General features: G+C 37.6%; 19 protein-coding genes and 1 other annotated feature. Of the genes, 12 read left to right on the top strand and 7 right to left on the bottom strand.

Annotated features, from left to right (window positions below; translation table 11 throughout):
- Positions 1-256 precede the first annotated feature (256 nt).
- Positions 257-2,383 carry an ATP-dependent Clp protease ATP-binding subunit gene (locus ACFTQ7_RS17860; RefSeq protein ID WP_386830212.1) on the top strand — a complete coding sequence of 709 codons (2,127 nt, stop codon included), beginning with the start codon at positions 257-259 and terminating at the stop codon, positions 2,381-2,383.
- Positions 2,384-2,433: 50 nt separating this feature from the next.
- Here the strand turns inward: ACFTQ7_RS17860 and ACFTQ7_RS17855 are convergent, their stop codons facing one another.
- A complete protein-coding gene (locus ACFTQ7_RS17855; protein ID WP_386830211.1) occupies positions 2,434-2,628 on the bottom strand; it encodes a YjzD family protein in 195 nt (64 codons plus the stop codon).
- A 1,246-nt stretch (positions 2,629-3,874) separates the two neighbouring features.
- Here ACFTQ7_RS17855 and ACFTQ7_RS17850 point away from each other — a divergent pair.
- The 3 genes from ACFTQ7_RS17850 to ACFTQ7_RS17840 all read left to right on the top strand — a co-directional run bounded on the left by ACFTQ7_RS17850 (position 3,875) and on the right by ACFTQ7_RS17840 (position 6,953).
- Positions 3,875-4,813 (top strand): beta-ketoacyl-ACP synthase III, encoded by a 939-nt coding sequence (locus ACFTQ7_RS17850; protein WP_386830210.1) that lies wholly within the window; start codon positions 3,875-3,877, stop codon positions 4,811-4,813.
- 30 nt (positions 4,814-4,843) lie between these two features.
- Positions 4,844-6,085 carry a beta-ketoacyl-ACP synthase II gene (gene fabF, locus ACFTQ7_RS17845; protein WP_386830209.1) on the top strand — a complete coding sequence of 414 codons (1,242 nt, stop codon included), beginning with the start codon at positions 4,844-4,846 and terminating at the stop codon, positions 6,083-6,085.
- A gap of 640 nt (positions 6,086-6,725) precedes the next feature.
- On the top strand, positions 6,726-6,953 hold the full coding sequence (locus ACFTQ7_RS17840) for a YuzI family membrane protein (protein ID WP_386830208.1): 228 nt from the start codon (positions 6,726-6,728) through the stop codon (positions 6,951-6,953).
- Positions 6,954-7,042: 89 nt separating this feature from the next.
- On the opposite strand, the gene trpS is transcribed toward ACFTQ7_RS17840, so the two are convergent.
- Complete coding sequence (trpS, locus tag ACFTQ7_RS17835) at positions 7,043-8,032, bottom strand: tryptophan--tRNA ligase (protein WP_349659090.1); 990 nt, start codon at positions 8,030-8,032, stop codon at positions 7,043-7,045.
- 453 nt (positions 8,033-8,485) lie between these two features.
- Positions 8,486-8,719, bottom strand: a binding site (T-box leader).
- Positions 8,720-9,477: 758 nt separating this feature from the next.
- Here trpS and spxA point away from each other — a divergent pair.
- The 4 genes from spxA to pepF all read left to right on the top strand — a co-directional run bounded on the left by spxA (position 9,478) and on the right by pepF (position 14,175).
- Positions 9,478-9,873: a transcriptional regulator SpxA gene (gene spxA, locus ACFTQ7_RS17830; protein ID WP_024362527.1), complete on the top strand. Its 396-nt coding sequence runs from the start codon at positions 9,478-9,480 to the stop codon at positions 9,871-9,873.
- 435 nt (positions 9,874-10,308) lie between these two features.
- Positions 10,309-10,977 carry an adaptor protein MecA gene (mecA, locus tag ACFTQ7_RS17825; protein WP_349659089.1) on the top strand — a complete coding sequence of 223 codons (669 nt, stop codon included), beginning with the start codon at positions 10,309-10,311 and terminating at the stop codon, positions 10,975-10,977.
- Positions 10,978-11,193: 216 nt separating this feature from the next.
- On the top strand, positions 11,194-12,315 hold the full coding sequence (locus ACFTQ7_RS17820; protein ID WP_386830207.1) for a competence protein CoiA: 1,122 nt from the start codon (positions 11,194-11,196) through the stop codon (positions 12,313-12,315).
- A gap of 48 nt (positions 12,316-12,363) precedes the next feature.
- Positions 12,364-14,175: an oligoendopeptidase F gene (pepF, locus tag ACFTQ7_RS17815; protein ID WP_349659087.1), complete on the top strand. Its 1,812-nt coding sequence runs from the start codon at positions 12,364-12,366 to the stop codon at positions 14,173-14,175.
- 441 nt (positions 14,176-14,616) lie between these two features.
- Here pepF and ACFTQ7_RS17810 read toward each other — a convergent pair whose 3' ends face one another.
- From ACFTQ7_RS17810 to ACFTQ7_RS17795, 4 genes are all read right to left on the bottom strand, one after another.
- A complete protein-coding gene (locus ACFTQ7_RS17810; protein ID WP_349659086.1) occupies positions 14,617-15,426 on the bottom strand; it encodes a DsbA family protein in 810 nt (269 codons plus the stop codon).
- Positions 15,419-15,826, bottom strand: coding sequence for a globin domain-containing protein (locus ACFTQ7_RS17805; RefSeq protein WP_386830206.1), 408 nt, complete (start codon positions 15,824-15,826; stop codon positions 15,419-15,421). The genes ACFTQ7_RS17810 and ACFTQ7_RS17805 overlap by 8 nt, the downstream gene beginning before the upstream one ends.
- Positions 15,827-16,117: 291 nt before the next feature.
- Complete coding sequence (locus tag ACFTQ7_RS17800) at positions 16,118-16,915, bottom strand: lytic transglycosylase domain-containing protein (protein WP_349659084.1); 798 nt, start codon at positions 16,913-16,915, stop codon at positions 16,118-16,120.
- A 179-nt stretch (positions 16,916-17,094) separates the two neighbouring features.
- Positions 17,095-17,688: a CYTH domain-containing protein gene (locus ACFTQ7_RS17795; protein WP_386830205.1), complete on the bottom strand. Its 594-nt coding sequence runs from the start codon at positions 17,686-17,688 to the stop codon at positions 17,095-17,097.
- 522 nt (positions 17,689-18,210) lie between these two features.
- Here ACFTQ7_RS17795 and ACFTQ7_RS17790 point away from each other — a divergent pair.
- The 4 genes from ACFTQ7_RS17790 (at position 18,211) to ACFTQ7_RS17775 (ending at position 21,029) form a co-directional block, all read left to right on the top strand.
- Complete coding sequence (locus ACFTQ7_RS17790) at positions 18,211-18,594, top strand: UPF0738 family protein (RefSeq protein WP_386830204.1); 384 nt, start codon at positions 18,211-18,213, stop codon at positions 18,592-18,594.
- A gap of 62 nt (positions 18,595-18,656) precedes the next feature.
- Complete coding sequence (gene yjbM / locus ACFTQ7_RS17785; protein ID WP_349659081.1) at positions 18,657-19,328, top strand: GTP diphosphokinase; 672 nt, start codon at positions 18,657-18,659, stop codon at positions 19,326-19,328.
- Positions 19,325-20,119: an NAD kinase gene (locus ACFTQ7_RS17780; RefSeq protein ID WP_079559569.1), complete on the top strand. Its 795-nt coding sequence runs from the start codon at positions 19,325-19,327 to the stop codon at positions 20,117-20,119. The genes yjbM and ACFTQ7_RS17780 overlap by 4 nt, the downstream gene beginning before the upstream one ends.
- A gap of 1 nt (position 20,120) precedes the next feature.
- Positions 20,121-21,029, top strand: a complete 909-nt coding sequence (locus tag ACFTQ7_RS17775) for an RluA family pseudouridine synthase (RefSeq protein ID WP_386830268.1) — start codon at positions 20,121-20,123, stop codon at positions 21,027-21,029.
- A gap of 378 nt (positions 21,030-21,407) precedes the next feature.
- On the opposite strand, the gene ACFTQ7_RS17770 is transcribed toward ACFTQ7_RS17775, so the two are convergent.
- On the bottom strand, positions 21,408-21,639 hold a 232-nt coding region (locus ACFTQ7_RS17770; RefSeq protein ID WP_386830203.1), incomplete at its 5' end, for a hypothetical protein.

Here is a 21,639-nt window from a genome sequence, read left to right as displayed (position 1 = left end):
TTCAACACATCTCTTTCTTTTTTGTAAAAATTGTTTAATTATTACAAAATTAGGTGAGTAATTTACTAAATCTAAGAAATACAATTTCATTATAACGTAATTTTCCAGTAATAAGTGAAGAATTTTTAGGGCTAATTCTTTGCTCTGATTTGTCGAGTGTTGTAAAATAAAGTTAGTCAAAAAAGGTCAAACATTTTCTGTGAAATAGAATGGCAAACGGGATTCCGCTTAACATTATTAAAAAGGAGTGCTAAATATGCAATTTCAACAAACAAATGACAAAAAACCATTAGAACAATTTGGACGTAATTTAATAGAAGAAGTTAAAAACGGTAAAATGGATCCGGTTATCGGTCGTGACGAAGAAATTCGTAATGTCATTCGTATTTTAACACGCAAAACGAAAAATAATCCTGTCTTAATAGGGGAGCCTGGGGTTGGTAAAACAGCTATTGTAGAAGGGTTAGCTCAACGTATAGTAAAGGGCGATGTTCCTGAGGGGTTAAAAGATTGCGTACTGTATGAGTTGGATATGAGTGCTTTAATAGCAGGTGCTAGTTATCGTGGCCAATTTGAAGAGCGCTTGAAAGGTGTATTAAAAGAAGTAAAAGAATCAGAGGGACGCATCATTTTATTTATCGATGAAATTCATACAATTGTTGGTGCGGGTAAAACGGATGGTGCAATGGACGCTGGGAATATGCTAAAACCAATGCTTGCACGAGGTGAGCTACATTGTATCGGGGCTACAACATTAGATGAATACCGTATGTATATTGAAAAAGATCCTGCTTTAGAGCGTCGTTTCCAGCAGGTGCTTGTACGAGAGCCGTCTATTGAAGATACAGTTTCCATTTTACGAGGCTTGAAAGAGCGCTTTGAGTTGCATCATGCGGTACGTATTCATGACCGTGCGATCGTAGCGGCAGCTGGGCTTTCAAATCGCTATATTACAGAGCGTTTCTTGCCAGATAAGGCAATCGATTTAATCGATGAAGCATGTGCGATGATTCGAACAGAAATTGATTCCATGCCACAGGAATTGGATGCGGTAACGCGCCGTATTATGCAACTTGAAATTGAGGAGCAAGCATTGCGTAATGAAAAAGACGAGGCGAGTAAAAAACGTCTAGAGCAACTCAGTGAGGAATTAACAAAGCTCAAAGAATCCTCTGAGGGCATGCGTAAACAATGGGAAACCGAAAAAGAAGCGTTACACGGCATTCAGAAAAAACGTGAAAAACTTGATAAATACCGCCGTGACTTAGATGAAGCAGAAAGTAAATATGATTTAAATAAAGCAGCTGAACTACGTCATGGGAAAATTCCTACACTTGAAAAGGACATTCAAGAGATGGAAAAACAATTAGAAAATGGTACGGAATCACGTATTTTGCGTGAAGAGGTAACAGCTGATGAAATTGCATCAATCGTTTCGCGCTGGACAGGAATACCAGTGACGAAATTAGTAGAAGGTGAGCGAGAAAAATTATTGCGCTTAAAAGATACATTGCATGAGCGTGTAATCGGACAAGATAATGCAGTACAACTTGTTACAGAAGCGGTATGGCGTGCTCGAGCAGGTATAAAAGATCCGCATCGACCAATTGGTAGCTTTTTATTCCTAGGACCAACGGGTGTTGGTAAAACAGAGCTTGCGAAGGCACTAGCGGCACAATTGTTTGATTCTGAGGATCATTTTATTCGCATTGATATGAGTGAATATATGGAGAAACATAGCGTATCGCGTCTTGTAGGGGCACCTCCAGGCTATGTTGGCTATGAGGAAGGTGGGCAATTAACAGAAGCTGTTCGCCGAAATCCGTATTCAGTTGTATTATTAGATGAAATTGAAAAGGCCCATCCGGATGTCGCAAATATTTTACTACAAATTTTAGATGATGGTCGAATTACTGATAGCCAGGGGCGTATGGTTAACTTTACGAACACAGTGGTCATTTTAACTTCTAACATTGGCTCAAGCTATTTAATGGAAGCAAAAGAAGACGATGTTGCTGTTGAGGATTTAGTGATGGCTGCACTGCGTCAACATTTTAAACCAGAGCTGTTAAATCGTATGGATGATATTATTATGTTCCATGCACTATCAGATGAGCATTTTACAGCCATTGCATGGAAATATATCGAACAGCTTGTCAAACGAGTTGCAGAGCAAGACATTACTTTACAAGTAGAACAAAATGTAGTTGATTGGGTTGTAGAACAAGGAGCAGATGCTCAGTTCGGCGCAAGACCATTAAAACGCTTCGTACAACGATATATTGAAACTGCGATTGCAAAAGAATTGCTTCGAGGTGAAGTATTACCAGGAGAAACATTACACATTAAAATGCATGATGGTCAATGTGTCGTTGAAAAATAACAAAAAAAACCTGTTCCGCATTAAGCGAAACAGGTTTTTTTCTAGTTGAATTAATGATTGTCTGCTGCTTCTGGAGTTGACTCGTTTGGAATAATTGCACCGATAATGAAAACAAGAATTGTAAATACAACTGATGTAACAATAGCAGTATCGATATTAAAATCTGCACCAAGTACAGAGCCTACTACGTAGTTTAACATTGAAACTAGTAGGAATGACCATATGAATGTTACGATATATCGCATTAATTTCACCTCAACCGAACTTTTTTATATCATAAGATTTTACTACATATTCATTATCATATCATAACATAAATCGAAATAAAAAGAACCTTTTCTGTGAAACATGGCGAATTTGTCACAACAACAACATTTTTTTTATTTTTAATGCAATTTCAATACATCACTGAAATTCAAAACGTCACAAATGCTTGTGTGACGTAGCGTGTAGAAGTGTTTCAAGCCCCGTCAAAGCATTAATTTTAATTCATCTTGCACCTGTTCTTCATTATGAGTTTGAAGAGTTATTTTAGGCAATTCAGGTGTGGCTTTTTATATGTCTTGAGAGTTGGTGGGAATAAACGGAAATATAAAAGGGGGATTTTTTAAAAGAAATTATTAAAGGCGTTAAAAGGCAACAAATGTTTTAGATCTAAGCTATTTCATTTCGAAGTAGCTTATGGGGGTCATCTATGCGTTGGTCATGTTTAATTTGAAACTTTTTTACGTATCATTCGTATTATAACTAGACAATTCGAATTGATAAAAAAGGGAGAAATGAATTTTTGAACTATTGAATGAAACGATTACTTTTTGTGATTTACTTGATTACCATTGCGGATGCGTATTACTCAACGTTGTTTATTGAACCAAAAACACCACCGCAACACCAGACGATTAAAGCATCAGTGATTACGTTGACACAACTACGGTAGCAAACCTAACAAAAAGAAACGTACAACAAGTCGTTTGAAACCTTCTGTACTGCAACTCATCAAGCAATTTCTTCAGAGCATTAAGTGTTCCAAAGAGAACAAGATCCTTAACGACCTATTAGAGAATAGATTGGAAGTACGCAGATTCATGCGAGAGCCACCTTTCATCTTTTTGCGATATCGACTTTTACGTTGTTGATAATATTTGTTAATAATTGTTAGGCCAAAGCTGCAAATTTATTTGCAGCTTTTTTCATTAACCGCCATTATTTTTCAACCTCACTTATCCCCAAAAATATGCTTTTTCTTGCATTAGCTCTAAAAGTGGGAGATGACATTTGTTAAATTGTATGCCATGTATATAAGTTGATTGGAGTGAAGACTGAGCGATGCAATAGAACTTATCAGACGCCCCGAGTCGGAATAGAAATCAACCCCATGTTATGGTGAAGAGGAACGTTAAATTTAATTCATCTTGCACCTCTCCGTCATTATGAGTTATAATTATGACCAGTTACTAATAATTGATAGTAAGAAAGCAGAGGGGTTGCTAAATGAACGCTGGTATTTTAGGAATTGCCAAATACGTTCCGGAGAAGGTCGTTACGAATTTTGATTTAGAAAAAATAATGGATACTTCGGATGAATGGATTCGAACTCGCACAGGGATTGAGCAACGTCATTTTGCTGCTGATGATCAGGAAACTTCAGATTTAGCAGTAGCTGCAGCAAAAGAAGCTATTGCAAAAGCGGGAATCTCACCAGAGGAAATAGGCTTAATCCTTGTAGCAACAGTAACACAAGATCAAAATTTTCCAAGTGTCGCATGTATGGTTCAGGAGCAAATTGGAGCAGTTAATGCAGCAGCGATGGACCAAGCGGCTGCTTGTGCAGGGTTTATATATAGTTTAGTGACGGCAAAGCAATTTGTAGAATCAAATGCTTATAAATATGTCTTAGTAGTAGGTGTTGAAAAGCTGTCGAAAGTACTTGACTGGGAAGATCGTAATACCGCTGTATTATTCGGTGACGGTGCAAGTGCAGCAATTATTGGTCCAGTATCAGAAGGTAGAGGTATTTTATCATTTGAACTTGGTGCTGACGGTACAGGTGGAAAGAATTTGTATTTAACACAGCAGGATACAATCGCTATGAATGGACGTGAAGTATTTAAATTTGCCGTTCGTCAAATGGGTGAATCTGCAATGAACGTTTTAGAAAAAGCAGGTTTAACAAAAGAAGACGTAGATTTTTTAGTGCCGCATCAGGCAAATATTCGAATTATGGAATCAGCGCGAGAGCGTCTAGAGCTACCACCGGAAAAAATGTCAAAAACGATTCACAAATATGGGAATACGTCTGCGGCATCTATTGGTATTTCCTTGGTAGATGAGCTTGAAGCAGGTAAGATAAAAGATGATGATTTATTAGTACTTGTTGGATTTGGCGGTGGCTTAACATGGGGCGCCGTTACAATGAGATGGGGAAAATAAAAACGAAAAATGCTTGAGGGGAGTAATACAATGAGTAAACGACGAGTAGTAATTACAGGAATTGGCGCAGTTACACCACTAGGAAATAGCATCGAAGAAACATGGACTAACATTAAAGCTGGAAAATCTGGCGTTGGCGAATTAACGCGTTTAAATAAAGATCTTTTCGCAGCAAAAGTTGCTGCTGAAGTGAAGGATTTTAATATCGAAAAGTATATCGAACGTAAAGAAGCTCGTAAAATGGATCGCTTTACACAGTATGCTTTAGCGGCATCTATCATGGCGATGGAAGATGCACGATTAACAATCGATGAAGAGCTAGCACCACGTGCAGGTGTCTGGATTGGCTCTGGCATCGGCGGTATGGAAACATATGAACAACAATTTTTAACTTTCCAAGAGCGTGGAGCAAGAAGAGTAAGTCCATTCTTTATTCCAATGATGATTCCAGATATGGCTTCAGGCCAAGTGTCGATTCACTTTGGTGCAAAGGGCATTAACTCTTGTTCAGTAACTGCTTGTGCTTCAGGTACAAACTCTATTGGGGATGCTTTTAAAGTAATTGAACGTGGTGATGCAGATGTTATGATTTCGGGCGGTGCTGAGTCGCCAATCGTTACGATGGCAGTAGCAGGCTTCTGCGCTAATACTGCATTATCTTTAAACACTGATCCAGAAAAAGCTTGCCGTCCATTCGATAAAAATCGCGATGGTTTCATTATCGGTGAAGGTGCTGGTATTGTTATTTTGGAAGAGTATGAGCACGCAAAAGCACGCGGTGCAAAAATTTACGCAGAAGTTCTTGGTTATGGTGCAACAGGGGATGCACATCATATTACAGCTCCAGCTCCAGAAGGGGAAGGTGCTTCTCGTGCAATGATGCAAGCATTATCTGATGGCGGCGTAGAAGCTTCACAAGTTGACTATATTAATGCACATGGAACAAGTACACCATATAACGATTTATTTGAAACACAAGCAGTAAAAACTGTTTTTGGTGAACATGCCTATAAGCTTGCAATGAGTTCTACAAAATCAATGACAGGTCACTTATTAGGTGCAGCTGGTGGTGTAGAAGCAATTTTCACAGCGCTTGCACTTAAAGAAGGTATCTTACCACCGACAATTAATTTAACAGACGCAGATCCAGAATGTGATTTAGATTATGTGCCTAATGAAGCTCGAAAAGTAGATATTCAATATGCTATGAGTAACTCACTTGGGTTTGGTGGACACAACGCAAGTCTACTATTCAAAAAAATCGAGGAATAATAAAGTAAAACTAAAATCAGTGGGAGCTTCATCTCCACTGATTTTTTAGTGTTCGGGCTTTTACGGGCGGTTAATTAAGATGTCGTCATATTAAATAAAGTAAGGCTCTTCTGCAAAACGAGGGGTTGATTTCCGTTCCGACTGGGCGCTTTGTTGCTGTCGCTTTGCTTTCGCACAGTTAAAACATTTGTTGCTGTCGCTTCGCTTTCGCACAGAGCAGAGCTTCCAAGCGGCTCATCGGACGTGATGGTTTTAGCCTTCGTTCCTCTATCGCTAATCCCCAAGGAGTCGCCCAGTCGGAACGAAGATCAACCACTCTGCAGCAACGTGCCTTTATATGCGAAAACATAGCAGCGATAATAACCGGTGTAAAATAGCTTCACTGTTATTAATCTATTATGACAATTATTTCAATTATTTCAATTATTTCAATTATTTCAATTATTCCAATTATAGTAAGAAACATAGTGTTACTTTTGATATGATAAAATTTATTTCGCATAAACAGACAGTACTTTTATTGACATACTAGTTTTTAAACAACATAAAAAACGTCAGCCTAATTTAAGTGGCTGACGTCTTTTTTTATAGTTTTATGAATAGATGATAATAAAGAAAAAATAGAGAGGATGCCCTTAACTTGTTCCGACTCTTTTTATTTTTAATGAGCTACGGCTTATTGATTCTCTCCGTTGGGAATCTCATATTGTATTTGAATTATCGGACACTCGGATATACCTGGACAGTTGTTTTTAAATTTATGGCACAGACAACAGCATTTTATGTGGCAATTGGATCAGCTGTTGTGTTATGTGCTGTTGTGCTTGATCTTGGTTATGATAAAACGATAAACAAGGATAAGATGTAACGCTTAAATTACTCTCTTTTTGGCCAAGCTCTTTCGATAAATTTCAACAATGCTATAGCATTTCTTCATTTCACGTTAAAGCTTTTTTCTTAGCGACGTGCGCGACCAAGGCCCATTGCTTCTTCCATGCGTTTTAATGTAGCGCTAGCAATAGCATTTGCCTTTTCAGCACCTTCATCCAAAATGATGTCTAATTCTGATGATTCTACCAAGTGATAGAATTTCTCTTGAATTGGTGTCAGGTGATCAATAACTGTTGCTGCAACACCTTGCTTGAAACCACCATAGCCAATGCCCTCGTATTTTTTTACAAGATCGTCAATAGATACGCCCGAAATGGCAGATTCGATTGTTAGTAAATTAGAAACACCAGGTTTATTTTCCACATCGAATGCCACAATACCATCAGAGTCAGTAACAGCAGATTTAATTTTTTTCTCAATATCTTTCGCTGAATCTAAAAGCTTGATTGTTGCTTTTGTATTTGGATCAGATTTACTCATTTTCTTTGTAGGTTCTTGTAGTGATTTGATACGAGCTCCTGCTTTAGGTAATTGAATTTCAGGAATCGTTAAAACGTCACCATAACGTTTGTTAAAACGCTCTGCTAGATCACGAGTAAGCTCAATATGCTGCTTCTGATCATCACCGACAGGAACAATGTTTGTGTTATACAAAAGGATGTCTGCTGCCATCAGTGGTGGATATGTTAAAAGAGCGGCAGATACGCTTTCCTTACCGTGCGATTTATCTTTAAATTGTGTCATACGTTCAAGCTCACCAATCGATGCAACACATTGTAACATCCAGCCTGCCTGTGCGTGAGCTGGTACTTCTGATTGAATAAATAATGTCGATTTTTTAGGGTCGATGCCTGTAGCAATATACGTTGCTGCTAGGTTGCGAATATTTTGACGTAATTCTTTTGGATCTTGAGCCACTGTTATGGCATGCTGATCGACGATACAATAAACAGCATCACCTTCATCTTGTAATGCAGGGAATTGCTTAAATGCTCCTAAATAGTTCCCTAAAGTAACGATACCTGTTGGCTGTACGCCTGAAAAAATAGTTGTCATTGTCATTTCCTCCTTGAATTCTGTCCCTTATTTTTACATAAATACCAAAATGGAGAGTCATCACCAAACCGTGTGGTTGATTTCCGTTCCGACTGGGCGCTTTGTTGTTGCTGTCGCTACGCTTTCGCACAGATAAAAAAATTGTTGCTGCCGCTTCGCTTTCGCGCAGAGCAGAGCTTCCTGGGGGCGTCCGATGAGCCGCTTGGGCCAACAGATGTTTTTTGCGCGAAAGCGTAGTGCTAACGTAGCGACAGCGGCATGATGTTGGTCACGAAGGCGTTATCACAGGACGTGATGGTTTTAGCCTTAGTTCCTCTATCGCTGATCCCCAAGGAGTTGCCCAGTCTCCACTACAATCAACTTTTTCATAGTAGACGTTCTAATAAAAGTCATTCACAATTTTTGGTGATGAACCAAAATAAAAAACATCATGCGTCCTCATTAGTTTTCTAATGAAGGGACGAATGATGTTTGAATCCGTGGTACCACCCAGCTTGCCTAAAACGGCCACTCTTCTTCGTAACGTGAAGGGACGAACTTTGCTAATAGACTTAAATTAAGAAACTAAGACGTTCACAAAGCTAACTCGGAAGTCCATTCCAAATGCTTACACGATCTGTTTGCAGCAACCACAGACTCTCTAAACGTGTAAAAGGCAAATGTACTACTCTTCGTCAGCGTTTTTTAGCTCAATACCTGTCTTCCATCTGCGTAGATGGCGAGGTGAATTCACCAAAGACATAATTGATTTATTGCAAAAAATTATATTATAAAGGCTCGGTGAAAAGCAAGTGTGTAAAGTCAGACTTTTGGCGGTGTTTTTTCTCGGGAAAAAGTTATATGCTACTTTTGCTGCTTTTATATTTCAGTTTAGCAATAAATGTTTTCTGTCGAAAGCGAAAAGCATTATAGCGATATCTTAAATTATTTTAAGGTGTGGCTCATCACCAAAAGTTGCGGATGACATTTGTTAAAACACATTCCATATATATAAGTTGATCTTGTTACGAATGAGCGACTCATCGGACGCCCCTAGGAAAGCGTCCAGTCGGAACGGAAATCAACCGCACGTTATGGTAACAATCTATTTATTTGGAAATGCAACCGATATTAGTAAATATACGTCTATATTTGTACACACAGAATTGACAGTATTCTCGTTTAAAATTCTTAAATGAGAACAAAAACAATCAAGCAGTGGATGTTTAAAATGCTCTGCGAATGGGAATATTAGTAGTAGTTCATTACACATCTTAAGAAGTAACTACTTTGAAGTTTATGTGAAAAAATAGAAAATTTCATGTCAAATGGTTATTCTTTTTTTATTGGAACTATATTCAAACATCACAGAGTACTGTATAATGGTATGTATATTTACATTAAATTAATTCTAATTTAACACACTAGTATAGATAATGATTAAAAGGAAAGGATGTGTCAGTATGATAGTAACTTTATTTACATCACCAAGTTGTACGTCTTGCCGAAAAGCTAAAGCATGGTTAGAGGAGCATGAAATCCCATATACAGAACGTAATATATTTTCTGAACCATTAAGCATTAGTGAAATTAAAGAAATTTTGCGTATGACAGAAGATGGTACGGATGAAATTATTTCGACTCGATCAAAAATTTTCCAGAAATTAAATGTTGATGTGGAAAGCTTGCCATTACAACGTTTGTATGAATTAATTCAAGAATATCCAGGTCTATTACGTCGTCCCATTATTTTAGATGAGAAACGTTTACAGGTCGGCTACAACGAGGATGAAATTCGCCGTTTCCTACCTCGTAAGGTTCGTGCTTATCAACTGCAAGAAGCACAGCGTATGGTGAACTAATATTGCCGTATTCTGCATAGAATAAGTATTAGATGTTACATATGCAACAAGCATATTGTGACATCTATTTTTTTGTGTTTTACTTATGAAAATCCATCTATATAGAGTATAATAAATAATAGGGAAAAGTCATATATTTCGGTAAAGTATGTTAAACTTGATTTTAGCTTAATAGTTTACTACAATTTCAATAATTCAAATAACTTCTGTGAAACGGTGTATATCCTTTTCATTTTATGACAGAACAGCATACAATATAATTAGAGACAACTGTGGACATAAATTTTTTTGATTTCGGTTGCTCGATGGGTTTACTGTAGTGTGGTCAAAGGTTGAAAAACAAAAATGAGGTATGAGGTTAAAAACAATGAATAATAGCATACTAATGAAACAAACTGTTTTTCGACAAATGACAGTGAAGGGAGATGAGGTCTAGTGGACATCGAACGTGTAAACGAAAATACACTCAAGCTCTTTATTACGTACAATGATATAGAGGATCGCGGCTATAGTCGTGAGGAAATTTGGTACAACCGAGCAAAGGGTGAACAACTTTTTTGGGATATGATTGATGAAGTAAATACGGAGGATTATTTTGATGTAGAAGGTCCAATTTGGATTCATATCAATGCTTCTGAAGTAGGCTTAGAGATCATTGTCACACGTGCACATATTTTAAAAGACGGTGAAACCTTAGATGGTTCTTCGCATTTTGATGAACACAAAGATATGTTTGCTCCATTCGAGGATGTTGGAGAGGATCTTCTCAGTCAACTAACTCAATTTGGTGACATTGATGAGTCAGAATTATTTATGGATACTGACATTTATGTTTATAAATTTAAAGATATTGATGAGTTAATCCCTGTAGCGAAACGCATAACAGATGAATTAGTGGATTCCTCATTATTTAAATATGAAGATTGGTACTATCTAGTAGTTGACTTTGTGAACGCAGAAGAAGAGCTAAATCATCACGATAGAAATGCGGTTATTAAAGAATTTTTACTACCATCGAATTTTACAATCCATCGTTTAGAGGAATATGGCGAAAAAATTATGGAATTTGATTGCTTTGAAACAGTACGAAAATATTTTATTTAAAGTAATGAGTACTTGATTCAGTGGCTTAGACTGTAAATAAACTTGGTGATTATCAAGTTTGTTTGCAGTCTTTTTATTTAACTTCTTTCAGTAAGTGTTTTTGGTAACGTAAGTAATTGAAAAAAGATAGCAATTTTTAAATTTCAAGAAAAAGCCGTTCTTTATTTGTCGCTATAAAAAGGCTCCTATACAATTAGGCAAAAAGGAGATGATTTTATGCTTATGGCCTATAATGAACAGCAGCAGATTTTTCTCCCATACCAATATTCAAGGGAAGCTTTACAACGATGTAGGCGGCAGATGAAATTTTATTGTCCTCAATGCCAGCAGCCTGTCCAATTAAAGATAGGCAAGTATAATATCCCTCATTTCGCTCATATTGCTACTAATAGCTGTATACAGTTATTTGCAGAGGGTGAATCAAAACTTCATTTACAAGGAAAAATCCAATTATTTGAATGGTTGAAAAACCTCGGGCATACAGTAAAGCTGGAGCCTTTTTTACGGAAGCTTTCACAGCGGCCAGATATGCTTTTGATCAAGGAGCATAAGCAAATTGCCATTGAATTTCAGTGTAGTACAATTTCTCATGAAAAGTGGCTATTACGTACATCTGGATATGAGAAAAATTGTATACAGCCGTTGTGGCTTTTTCAAACACCTCAAAAACAAACTACACTAGGTATTCAAAAAATTTCTATTTCTCCGATTATGCAAAAAGTGATAAATACTACAGCACTAGGCTTATCTTATTTAGTGACATATGATGCAAACACATCAAGATTTATTTATTGGGCGAATCTTCTTTATGTTCATGGGCATACTTTTATAGGTAAAGTACAGGAATTAACTACTCATAAGCAACATTTTCCTTTTTATGAGCCTAAGACAATTACGAAAGAGGAATTTCATTTTTATTGGCAGCTATATAAAAAGTATTGTAAGCAATTCGTATATCAACGATTATTCCATAGTAAAAATGGGGTGCAAGATGCATTTTTACGAAGTAGTTATGAGTTAGGTTTTGCTTTAACGAGGATGCCTGATTACGTAGGTGTTCCGGTAAAAGATGGAGAGGCGATACCGATGTTTTCTATTGAGTGGCAGACGATATTGCATCATTATTGTCGACGTTTACAACTAGCACCTCATGAACTAGACGAGAGAAATATACGATTGTTTTTAAGCCAACAACATATAGAACTTACAACCCAGGCTGTACAAGCTATTAAAAATTACGGAATGATGCTGGCGAAAAGGGATGAAAAAGATAATCATTTTCCGGATATTTATGAGCAAGTGTACGCACATTTATTTGCAATTGACACAATATACTGAGAAAATATGAGAGTATAGGAAAAACACACATATAAAGGGGGCTGGCACATGGCTAGTAATCAAGTTTTAGTAAGAAATGATGTTCCAAAAGAGTTAACTTGGCGCTTGGAGGATATATTCGCAACTGATGCCCTATGGGAAGAAGAGTATAAAGAAGTTGCAGAACTTGCGAAAAAAGCACCTAGTTATGCAGGTACTGTGAAAAATGGAGCAGATGCATTAGCGGCAGTTCTAACTTATCACGATGAAATTTATGAACGTGCAATGAAGCTTTACACGTATGCTCATATGCGTAATGACCAAGATACGACAAATAGCTTCTATCAAGATATGAATAGTCGTATTCAAACATTAGCGACTAGTATTTCAGCTGCCTTATCATTTTTAACACCTGAGATTTTATCATTGAGTGAAGAAACGATAGAAAGTTACTTAGCAGAAAATAAAGACTTACAACTGTATAAGCAATCTTTAAAAGAAATCACGATGGCACGTCCTCATGTATTACCAGCAGAGCAGGAAGCTTTACTTGCACAAATGTCTGAGGTTACAGGTACTGCTTCAAATGCATTTAGTATGTTAAATAACGCTGATATTGTCTTCCCTAAAGTGAAAAATGAAGAAGGGGAAGAAGTACAGCTAACACACGGTAACTATATTAAGTTTTTAGAAAGTAAAGATCGCACTGTTCGTGAAAATGCTTTTAAAGCAATGTACGAAACTTACGGTAACTTTAAAAATACGTTTTCCGCTACATTAACGGGCAATGTGAAAAAGCATAATGTTAGTGCACGTATTCGTAATTATGATTCTGCACGTCACGCAGCAATGTCTAATAACTTCATTCCGGAAAGTGTTTATGATCAATTAGTAGAAACAGTCCATAAGCATTTACCTGCTATGCAGCGCTATATTTCGTTACGTAAAAAGCTTTTAGGTGTAGACGAATTGCATATGTGGGATTTATTTGCTCCACTCGTTAAGGAAGTGGATATGAAAATCACATACGACGAAGCGAAGGATATTTTAGTAAAAGCTTTAGCGCCACTAGGTGAGGAATATCAAGGCATTGTTCAAGGTGGTCTAGATAATCGTTGGGTGGATGTCTTAGAAAACAAAGGGAAACGCAGTGGTGCATACTCTTCAGGTGCTTATGGAACAAATCCATATATATTAATGAACTGGCAAGATAATGTTAATAATCTGTTTACACTAGCGCATGAATTTGGTCATAGTGTACACAGTTATTATTCACGTAAAAATCAGCCGTTCGTTTATGGCGATTATTCTATTTTTGTAGCTGAAGTAGCTTCAACTTGTAATGAAGAGCTATTAAATGATTATTTACTGAAAACAATTGAAGATCCTCAACAGAAAATTTATTTATTAAATCATTGGCTAGACGGCTTCAGAAGTACTGTTTTCAGACAAACAATGTTTGCTGAATTTGAACACCTAATCCACCAAATGGATAAGAACGGTGAATCTTTAACAGCAGAGCGTCTAACAGAGGTTTACTATAATTTAAATAAACAATACTTCGGTGAGGATATTGTTGTAGATGAGGAAATCGGCTTAGAATGGGCTCGTATTCCACACTTCTACTATAATTACTATGTGTATCAATATGCTACAGGTAAATCAGCTGCGACAGCATTAAGCAAACAAATTTTAGAAGAGGGTACACCAGCTGTAGAACGTTATATTAATAACTTCTTAAAAGCAGGTTGCTCTAATTTCCCAATTGAGGTATTAAAGGCAGCAGGCGTTGATATGAACGTTGCACAACCGATTGATGATGCATGTAAAGTATTTGAAGAACGTTTAAATGAGTTAGAAAAATTATTGTTGAATAATTAATTTGGAAGGCTGTAGGAATTTCCCTACAGCCTTTTTTCTATGATTAATTAAATAATGAAAATTGTAAGAATAATGTTTTTTTTGATTTCTAAATGTTTAAAAGCGTGTATCTTGAAAAAATACTGTTTGTAATCGCTTTCTATTTGACAAATTTGTGAATCTATCATTGGACTTGTTGCTATATTTACTATTCCATGATAAATTGAATCATGTGAAATAAATCACAAAAACAAACATACACCCCTTTGTTTGAACGTGAACATTTCTCCCATCCCCTTTGTGAAAAAGAGGCGTCACTATCTGTCGAGGATAGTGGCGCTTCTTTTATTTTTTTTAGAAGTATATAACTTAAAAATGTTCCGATAAATAAAAAAAGAGAACAGGGACACAACATTGAATGTGTGTTGTATCCCTGTTCTTTAGAATAATAGTATAATTGCATTATTTAAGACGCCACAATGTAGCGTGATCTGTCTGAATTCGTTCAATCTTTTGCTGTAGCATACGTTTCTTTAATTCACGTTCAGCATTTTGCTCTGTTGATGAGTAGATGAAAGCTACTTCATTCGTTGAAAGGGTATGGAATTTTGTAAATAATTCTTCCATTGTTGGTAATGGTTGACGCACAAGCTGTTCATCCATCATTTCTTGTAAAATATGTTCATAAACTTCATAGGAATAGTTGCCACTAACTTTAAGACCTTCATCTTCAATACATTCATTGAAAAACACAATGCTAGGGACTTCATCAACTTCCATCTCACGTTTAATATATAAATCGCATTGGAAGGCACGTGCAGCTTCTTTTGAACCAAAGTCTGCGGAAAATTCATTCATGTCTAATTGAACATCTTCCGCAATTTTTAACAGCGTAGCATAAGAATTGACATCTTGTTGGTTTAGTAATACATATTCTTGTAGTTTCGACAAATAGCGTGCTCCTGCACGTTTCCCCTGTAACTCTGCTGCTTTAATAGCGATTGATGGCAAAACAGGGTGATTAATGTCGAGTTCAATACCAGATACACAACCTTTTACACGCTTACTTAAACAATTCAAAGAAGCAAGCTCTGTGCTTAGTACAAAGCGCCATGTAAAGTAATGATTGTACTCTAGCTGTAACTTACGAAGAACAGCTTGCAATTTAAAAGCTTCTGGACAAAGTGGATCTACGAAAATATACAATTCAATAGGCTTATTAGCAGTAGAAATCTCAGGAGTTGGCTCTTGTAGCATTTGAATATTATTCACGTAACAATTCCCCCTCATCGTCATTTGGTGTATTAATCATGTGATGAGCTGTTAATACTAAACGTTGATAATAAACTTCACGGAACTTACCTTCCATTCCTACTTCATCCATCGCTTCGGACATACATTCAAGCCAAGCTTGAGCACGATCAGGTGTAATCGGAAAATTCATATGACGTGCACGCATCATTGGATGACCATGCTCCTCAGTAAAAAGATTTGGTCCACCTAAATACTGTGTTTGAAACTGAATTTGCTTGCGTGCTGTTTCCGTTAAATCTTTTGGAAAGATTGGAATAAGATCAGGATGCTGTGAAACTCTTCTATAGAACGCATGGATTAGCTCTGAAAGCTTTTCAGCCCCCAGCTCCTCATAAGGAACAGTGTATTTTCGACTCATAAGTTTAATGCCCCTTTAATTCTTTATATCGTAAAGTATATTTTTATACTTAGTCATTTTCTTAAATGTGAATTCCTTGTGACTACCTTCATTCTATCAACGTCTTTTCGTTAACACAAACAAAGCGCTCTTCCGAAATGTTTTCGCTAAAAAAGCACAAATTTCACCACGTGGGTGAAATTTGCCGAAAAACGCTGTATTAACAATGATTATGCGAATCAATTATGCCTCGGCATAATTGCGTGACATCCCGGAGGCTTTAACTTCTTTCAGTGAATTTGGTGAAAGAAGTTAAACTGTGTAGTAATTCATTACTTTTTTGACATAATTCTGCGTTTCTTTGAAAGGAGGAACGCCACCATACTTTGTAACGCGTGAAGCTCCTGCGTTATAAGCAGCTAATGCTAATGCAGGATCATTATCAAATTTATCTAGCATTTGGCGTAAATATTTGGCTCCTGCCATAATATTTTGCTCTGGATCAAAGGCGTTTGTAACGCCTAAATATTGTGCTGTCTTTGGCATTAATTGCATTAATCCTTGTGCTCCAGCATGACTAACCACATTTGCATTAAAATTAGACTCTTGCTTAATCACGGCAGCGATGAGTTTCTCGGGTACATTATATGTAGCTGCTGCCTTTTGAATTATCGAAGCGTACTGATTCGCACCTGCTAATGAATTGGCATATGCTGTTGAACCAATTACGTTATCTGAAACGTAGGAGTCTAGCTTTGTACTTGTTGTGCTAGATTGTGTGTTTGCTAAAGCTGCTTGTACAGATGAAGGTATAAAGACACTGTTAGAACCATTATAAAGTAATGCTTGATACGCATTATTTTGCATGTTTTCAGATAAACCAGTTAAACTATTAAACTGATCCATCATAGACGAAGCACTTGATACTCCTCCGAGCAAACTAGACAATTTTGCATTGTTAGTAGTAGTTGAGTCGCCAAGTATTTCGCTAATCATGTCAGAAAACATAGAATTGCTGTCTGTAAGATTGTTTGACGATGAATTTTCTGAAGCTCCTAGTGTTTGTAATGCTTGAATGTCAAGTAAAGTTCTGAGTGATTGGATATCCAAGGAGTTGCCACCCTTTCTTGTTATCTAGCTAACTTATTTCAGCAACATCCGTATGGAGTGACCAACATCACATTGGCCTAATACCTCCGGCGGATGTCACGGAATCGGAAAGGAAGTCTTTGTGCAAGCCAAAGCCGATTCAGGACGCGACGCAATTATGCAGGGGCATAATTGATCTATTAGGATTGTTCTTTATTCATTTGTAATGCTTTCATAAAACGCGCAATTTTTTTATCTGTTGCCTGTTTTTCAATACCATATTGCTGTAGAAATTCGTCGAAGATTACATTTCCTTTTATTGCATCTTTTGATTCATATTCTACCTCATAATCATCGCACTGCAAATAGAAAGAATGATCGAATACTAGAAGGCCATCCTTATAAGGTATTTCGACACGATCGGTTGTTAGTGAACCAAATACCTCCAATTTTTCTAAAGGAATGTTAAAGAGAACTAGTCTTTTGGCTACTTCTTGGGCATAGAAACCTTCACTAACAAGCATTTTCTTAGCTTGCTCAGCAGTTAATTCGTCAGTCGTCTCTAAGTGTGCATGCTCTGCATTTTTTTCTTTTAAAGTACACTCAAAGTATTTGTCGATTTGTCTAATACGAAGTCCGCTTTGGAGTTTCCGAATAGCTTGCGAAGGTGTGTCGAAATAATGATTTGTTTGACGATGAATAGCATTTTCGGAAATGCTGAATTCTTGCAGTAAATATTTGTATTGCTCTTTTGTTAAAAGATTTTTAAACTCTATTTCAATTTGTTGTGCCATTATGTTCACCTGTTTATTTTATTTTTTTAGTGTGTTGATTAGGGGAAAACAGCATAGCGTTTGGTTGATTTCCATTCCAGCTGGGCGCTTTGTTGCTGCCGCTTCGCTTTCGCACAGATAAAACATTTGCCGCTGACGCTTCGCTTTCGCGCAGAGCAGAGCTTCCTGGGGGCGTCCGATGAGCCGCTTTTATTGCTAACGTAGCGACGGCATGATGTTGGTCGCGGAGGCATTATCACAGGATGTGATGTTCTTAGCCTTCGTTCCTCTATTTGCTCGCTGCAGGGTCTAGGGTCAACACGATGTTGGTCACGAGGCGTTATCATAGGACGTGATGGTTTTAGCCTTCATTTCTCTATTGCTGATCCCAAAGGAGTTGCCCAGTCGCGGAACGGAAATCAACTACACGCTATAATAAAAAAGTTTCGTTCGTTATTTCATTGATTTAGTATTTACACACTGCAACTATTTACCCTCTATGCTAAAATAAGAGGAAGAGTACGACGAAAAGGGGAACCGCGTGTGCGTAAAATTTATACAATAGAAACATTGAATTTTGAAAACGAAGATCTTCATTTTAGTTTAAACGACAATGAAGTAAATTTACAGTTAAAACCTGCTGCACAATTAATTGCAGATTCTGATGACTTTGCGTTTATTTATTTACTTGATACAGGAGAAGATTATCATTACTTGCGTTTTCCGCCGAGTAGTTGGGATCAGCTTGTACATATTTTACAAAAAGGGAAAAATCCAAAGCTACAACTAGGTGAAGAAGTACTTGAGCTTACCAATTTTTACGATGAATTGGAAATGCTCGTGTATAATATTGAAGGAAATTACAATTATGGGGAGGAATTTGTCCAAGCGGTGGAACAACACTTCGAGAAATTTCTAGCTGAATAAAAAGACAAAACGAACAGACGGTGTTGGTTTTGTTCGATACCGAATGTCGGGAGGTTTTTGCGATGGGACAATGGGAAATATTTTTAAGTCCTTATAAACAAGCAGTAGATGAGTTAAAAGTAAAATTAAAGGGTATGCGTTCACAGTTTGGTATTGTTAATGCAAATTCACCAATTGAATTTGTGACAGGACGTGTAAAGCCTTTAGCAAGTATATATGATAAATCACTAGAAAAAGGACTTTCCTTTGAGCCTTCAAAGCAGCTAGGTGACGAGCTAGGAGATATCGCAGGTTTACGTATTATGTGTCAATTTGTAGATGATATATCGACAGTTACAGAGCTAATAAGGCAACGTAAAGATATGCGTGTTGTGGAAGAGCGTGACTATATTACACATAATAAGCCAAGTGGCTACCGCTCATATCATATGATTGTGGAGTATCCTGTAGAGACGATACAGGGGAAAAAAGTGGTATTAGCTGAAATACAAATAAGAACACTAGCCATGAATTTCTGGGCATCTATTGAGCATTCTTTAAATTATAAATATAAAGGTATGTTCCCTGAGGAAATTAAAAATCGCCTTCAAAGTGCAGCAGAGGCTGCTTTCCGATTGGATGAGGAAATGTCGTCCATTCGAAGTGAGATACAAGAAGCGCAGGCTTATTTCAGCGAATATAAAGAAGCATCGAATCCTAATTTACTATCGGAGAAGGAGCGTGACTCAAAATGAAATTTTCCATTCAATCACGTAGAGATGCACAGTCGAACGAATTAATGGAGCTAGCTAGAACGTATTTGCAGGATTTTGGGTTAACTTATGATGAAGAGGCTCCTGAAATCGTAATCTCTATTGGAGGAGATGGCACTTTACTACATGCCTTTCATCGATATGCTCATTTGCTTGATCAGGTTGCCTTCGTAGGTATTCATACGGGACATTTAGGATTTTATGCCGATTGGAAGCCATCTGAATTAGAAAAGCTTGTTTTATCCATTGCGAAAAAGGACTTTAACGTTGTGGAATATCCTCTACTAGAGGTAAAGGTGGAGCATCATAATGCGGAATCCAATACGTATTTAGCGTTAAATGAAGCAACTGTGAAATCACCTGATGTCACGCTTGTAATGGATGTAGAATTAAATGGTAATCAGTTTGAACGTTTCCGTGGAGACGGTCTATGTGTATCAACGCCTTCTGGTAGTACAGCTTATAATAAAGCCCTCGGTGGAGCAATTATTCATCCGACTTTAGCGGCACTCCAAATTACTGAGATAGCATCTATCAATAACCGTGTCTTCCGTACAGTTGGTTCACCACTCATATTACCAGCACACCATCATTGTGTTTTACGTCCAGTCAATGAACAAAACTTTAATATGACAGTTGATCATTTACAAGTCACGCAAGGTGATGTGAAGTCGATTGCATTTAATGTAGCAACTGAAAGAGTGCGTTTTGCACGTTTCCGTCCATTCCCATTCTGGGAACGAGTGCATGAATCATTCGTGGCCAATGAGTAAAATGGATACAAGATTTACACTGCATTTTATAGCGGAAAAGGAAGGCCAACTACTAAGGGAGGCCTTAGCTGAATGGCGCATCTCCAAGCGAGCTTTAACAGCTATTAAATTTGATGGAGGCTTACTGACAGTAAATGATGTCGAACGCAATGTTCGACATCCTCTTCACATTGGCGATCGAGTTGAAGTTACATTCCCTCCTGAAGAAAAAAGTGAGGGGCTTGCTGTTGAACATGGTGAACTTTCTATTATTTACGAAGATGAAGCAATTTTAGTGCTTAATAAGCCAGCACATCAAAGTACGATTCCTTCGCGTGAGCATCCAACACATAGCGTAGCGAATCTAGTATGTGGTCATTTTCAGCAGCAAGGTTTAGCATCAACGGCTCATATCGTCACGAGACTTGACCGTGATACTTCTGGCTTGCTATGCATTGCCAAACATGCTCATATTCATCATTTAACGGGACTTGCACAGCGTAGCGGAGAGATTTCTCGACAATATGAAGCCATTGTACATGGACATGTGGCACGAGATGTACAATCAATTATTGCTCCTATTGGACGCAAGGAGACGAGCATTATTGAGCGTGAGGTGCGTGAGGACGGTCAATTTGCGCATACAGATGTGACAATATTAAGGCACTTTTATTTAAAGGGTGAACCGATGACACATATACAACTAAAGTTGCACACAGGGCGAACACATCAAATTCGTGTGCATATGGCCTTTGTGGGACATCCACTTGTTGGAGATGAACTTTATGGTGGAAGTCGTGATCATATAAATAGACAAGCATTACATTGTGTGTCCTTAAAGATGCTTCATCCATTGACCGGTGAAAGGTTACAATTTACAAGTAACGTAAATGAAGATATGCAGCAATTATTGAATGACTCCTTAGTTTGAAGTTTAATTCTTCAAACCTCTTTAGTTCACGAAGCGTGAAACCTATTACTGAATCATGTTATATATTTAAGGAGATGTTCGCACAAACGGGCATCTCTTTATCATTTTATAAGTTTTCTTAAAAACATCGTAACAGAAAATCAATTTCGCCTTGGCGTAATTGCGCCCGGATTTTGAATTGTGCTCGCACAATTCAAAATCCGTGACATCCGCCGGAGGCTTTGGGCCAACAAATGTTTTCTGTTGCGAAAGCGCAGTGCTAACGTAGCGTCAGCAACATGATGTTGGTCACTCAGTCGTTGCCTCAGGACGTGGCGCTCTTAGATTGAGTTCCTCTATTTCAGTAGGTGTCTTTGCACCATTTGAAAGGATCCACATTCATCTCATTACCTTCAGAGGTGGGAATCTTCTGCTGAATGAAGATAAACCGATTGTAGGGTATAGTAGAGTAGAGGATTTTTTAGGTATATTACGATAACGTGTGTTTGATTTCCGTTCCGACTGGGCGCTTTGTTGCTGCCGCTTCGCTTTCGCACAGTTAAAACATTTGTAGCTGCCGCTTCGCTTTCGCACAGTTAAAACATTTGTAGCTGCCGCTTCGCTTTCGCAC

It is taken from the genome of Lysinibacillus sp. NPDC056959, assembly GCF_042674095.1.
GTDB lineage: Bacteria > Bacillota > Bacilli > Bacillales_A > Planococcaceae > Lysinibacillus > Lysinibacillus zambalensis.
Note: the sequence above shows the minus strand (reverse complement) of the source record. Positions and strands in the feature narration are given on the sequence as shown.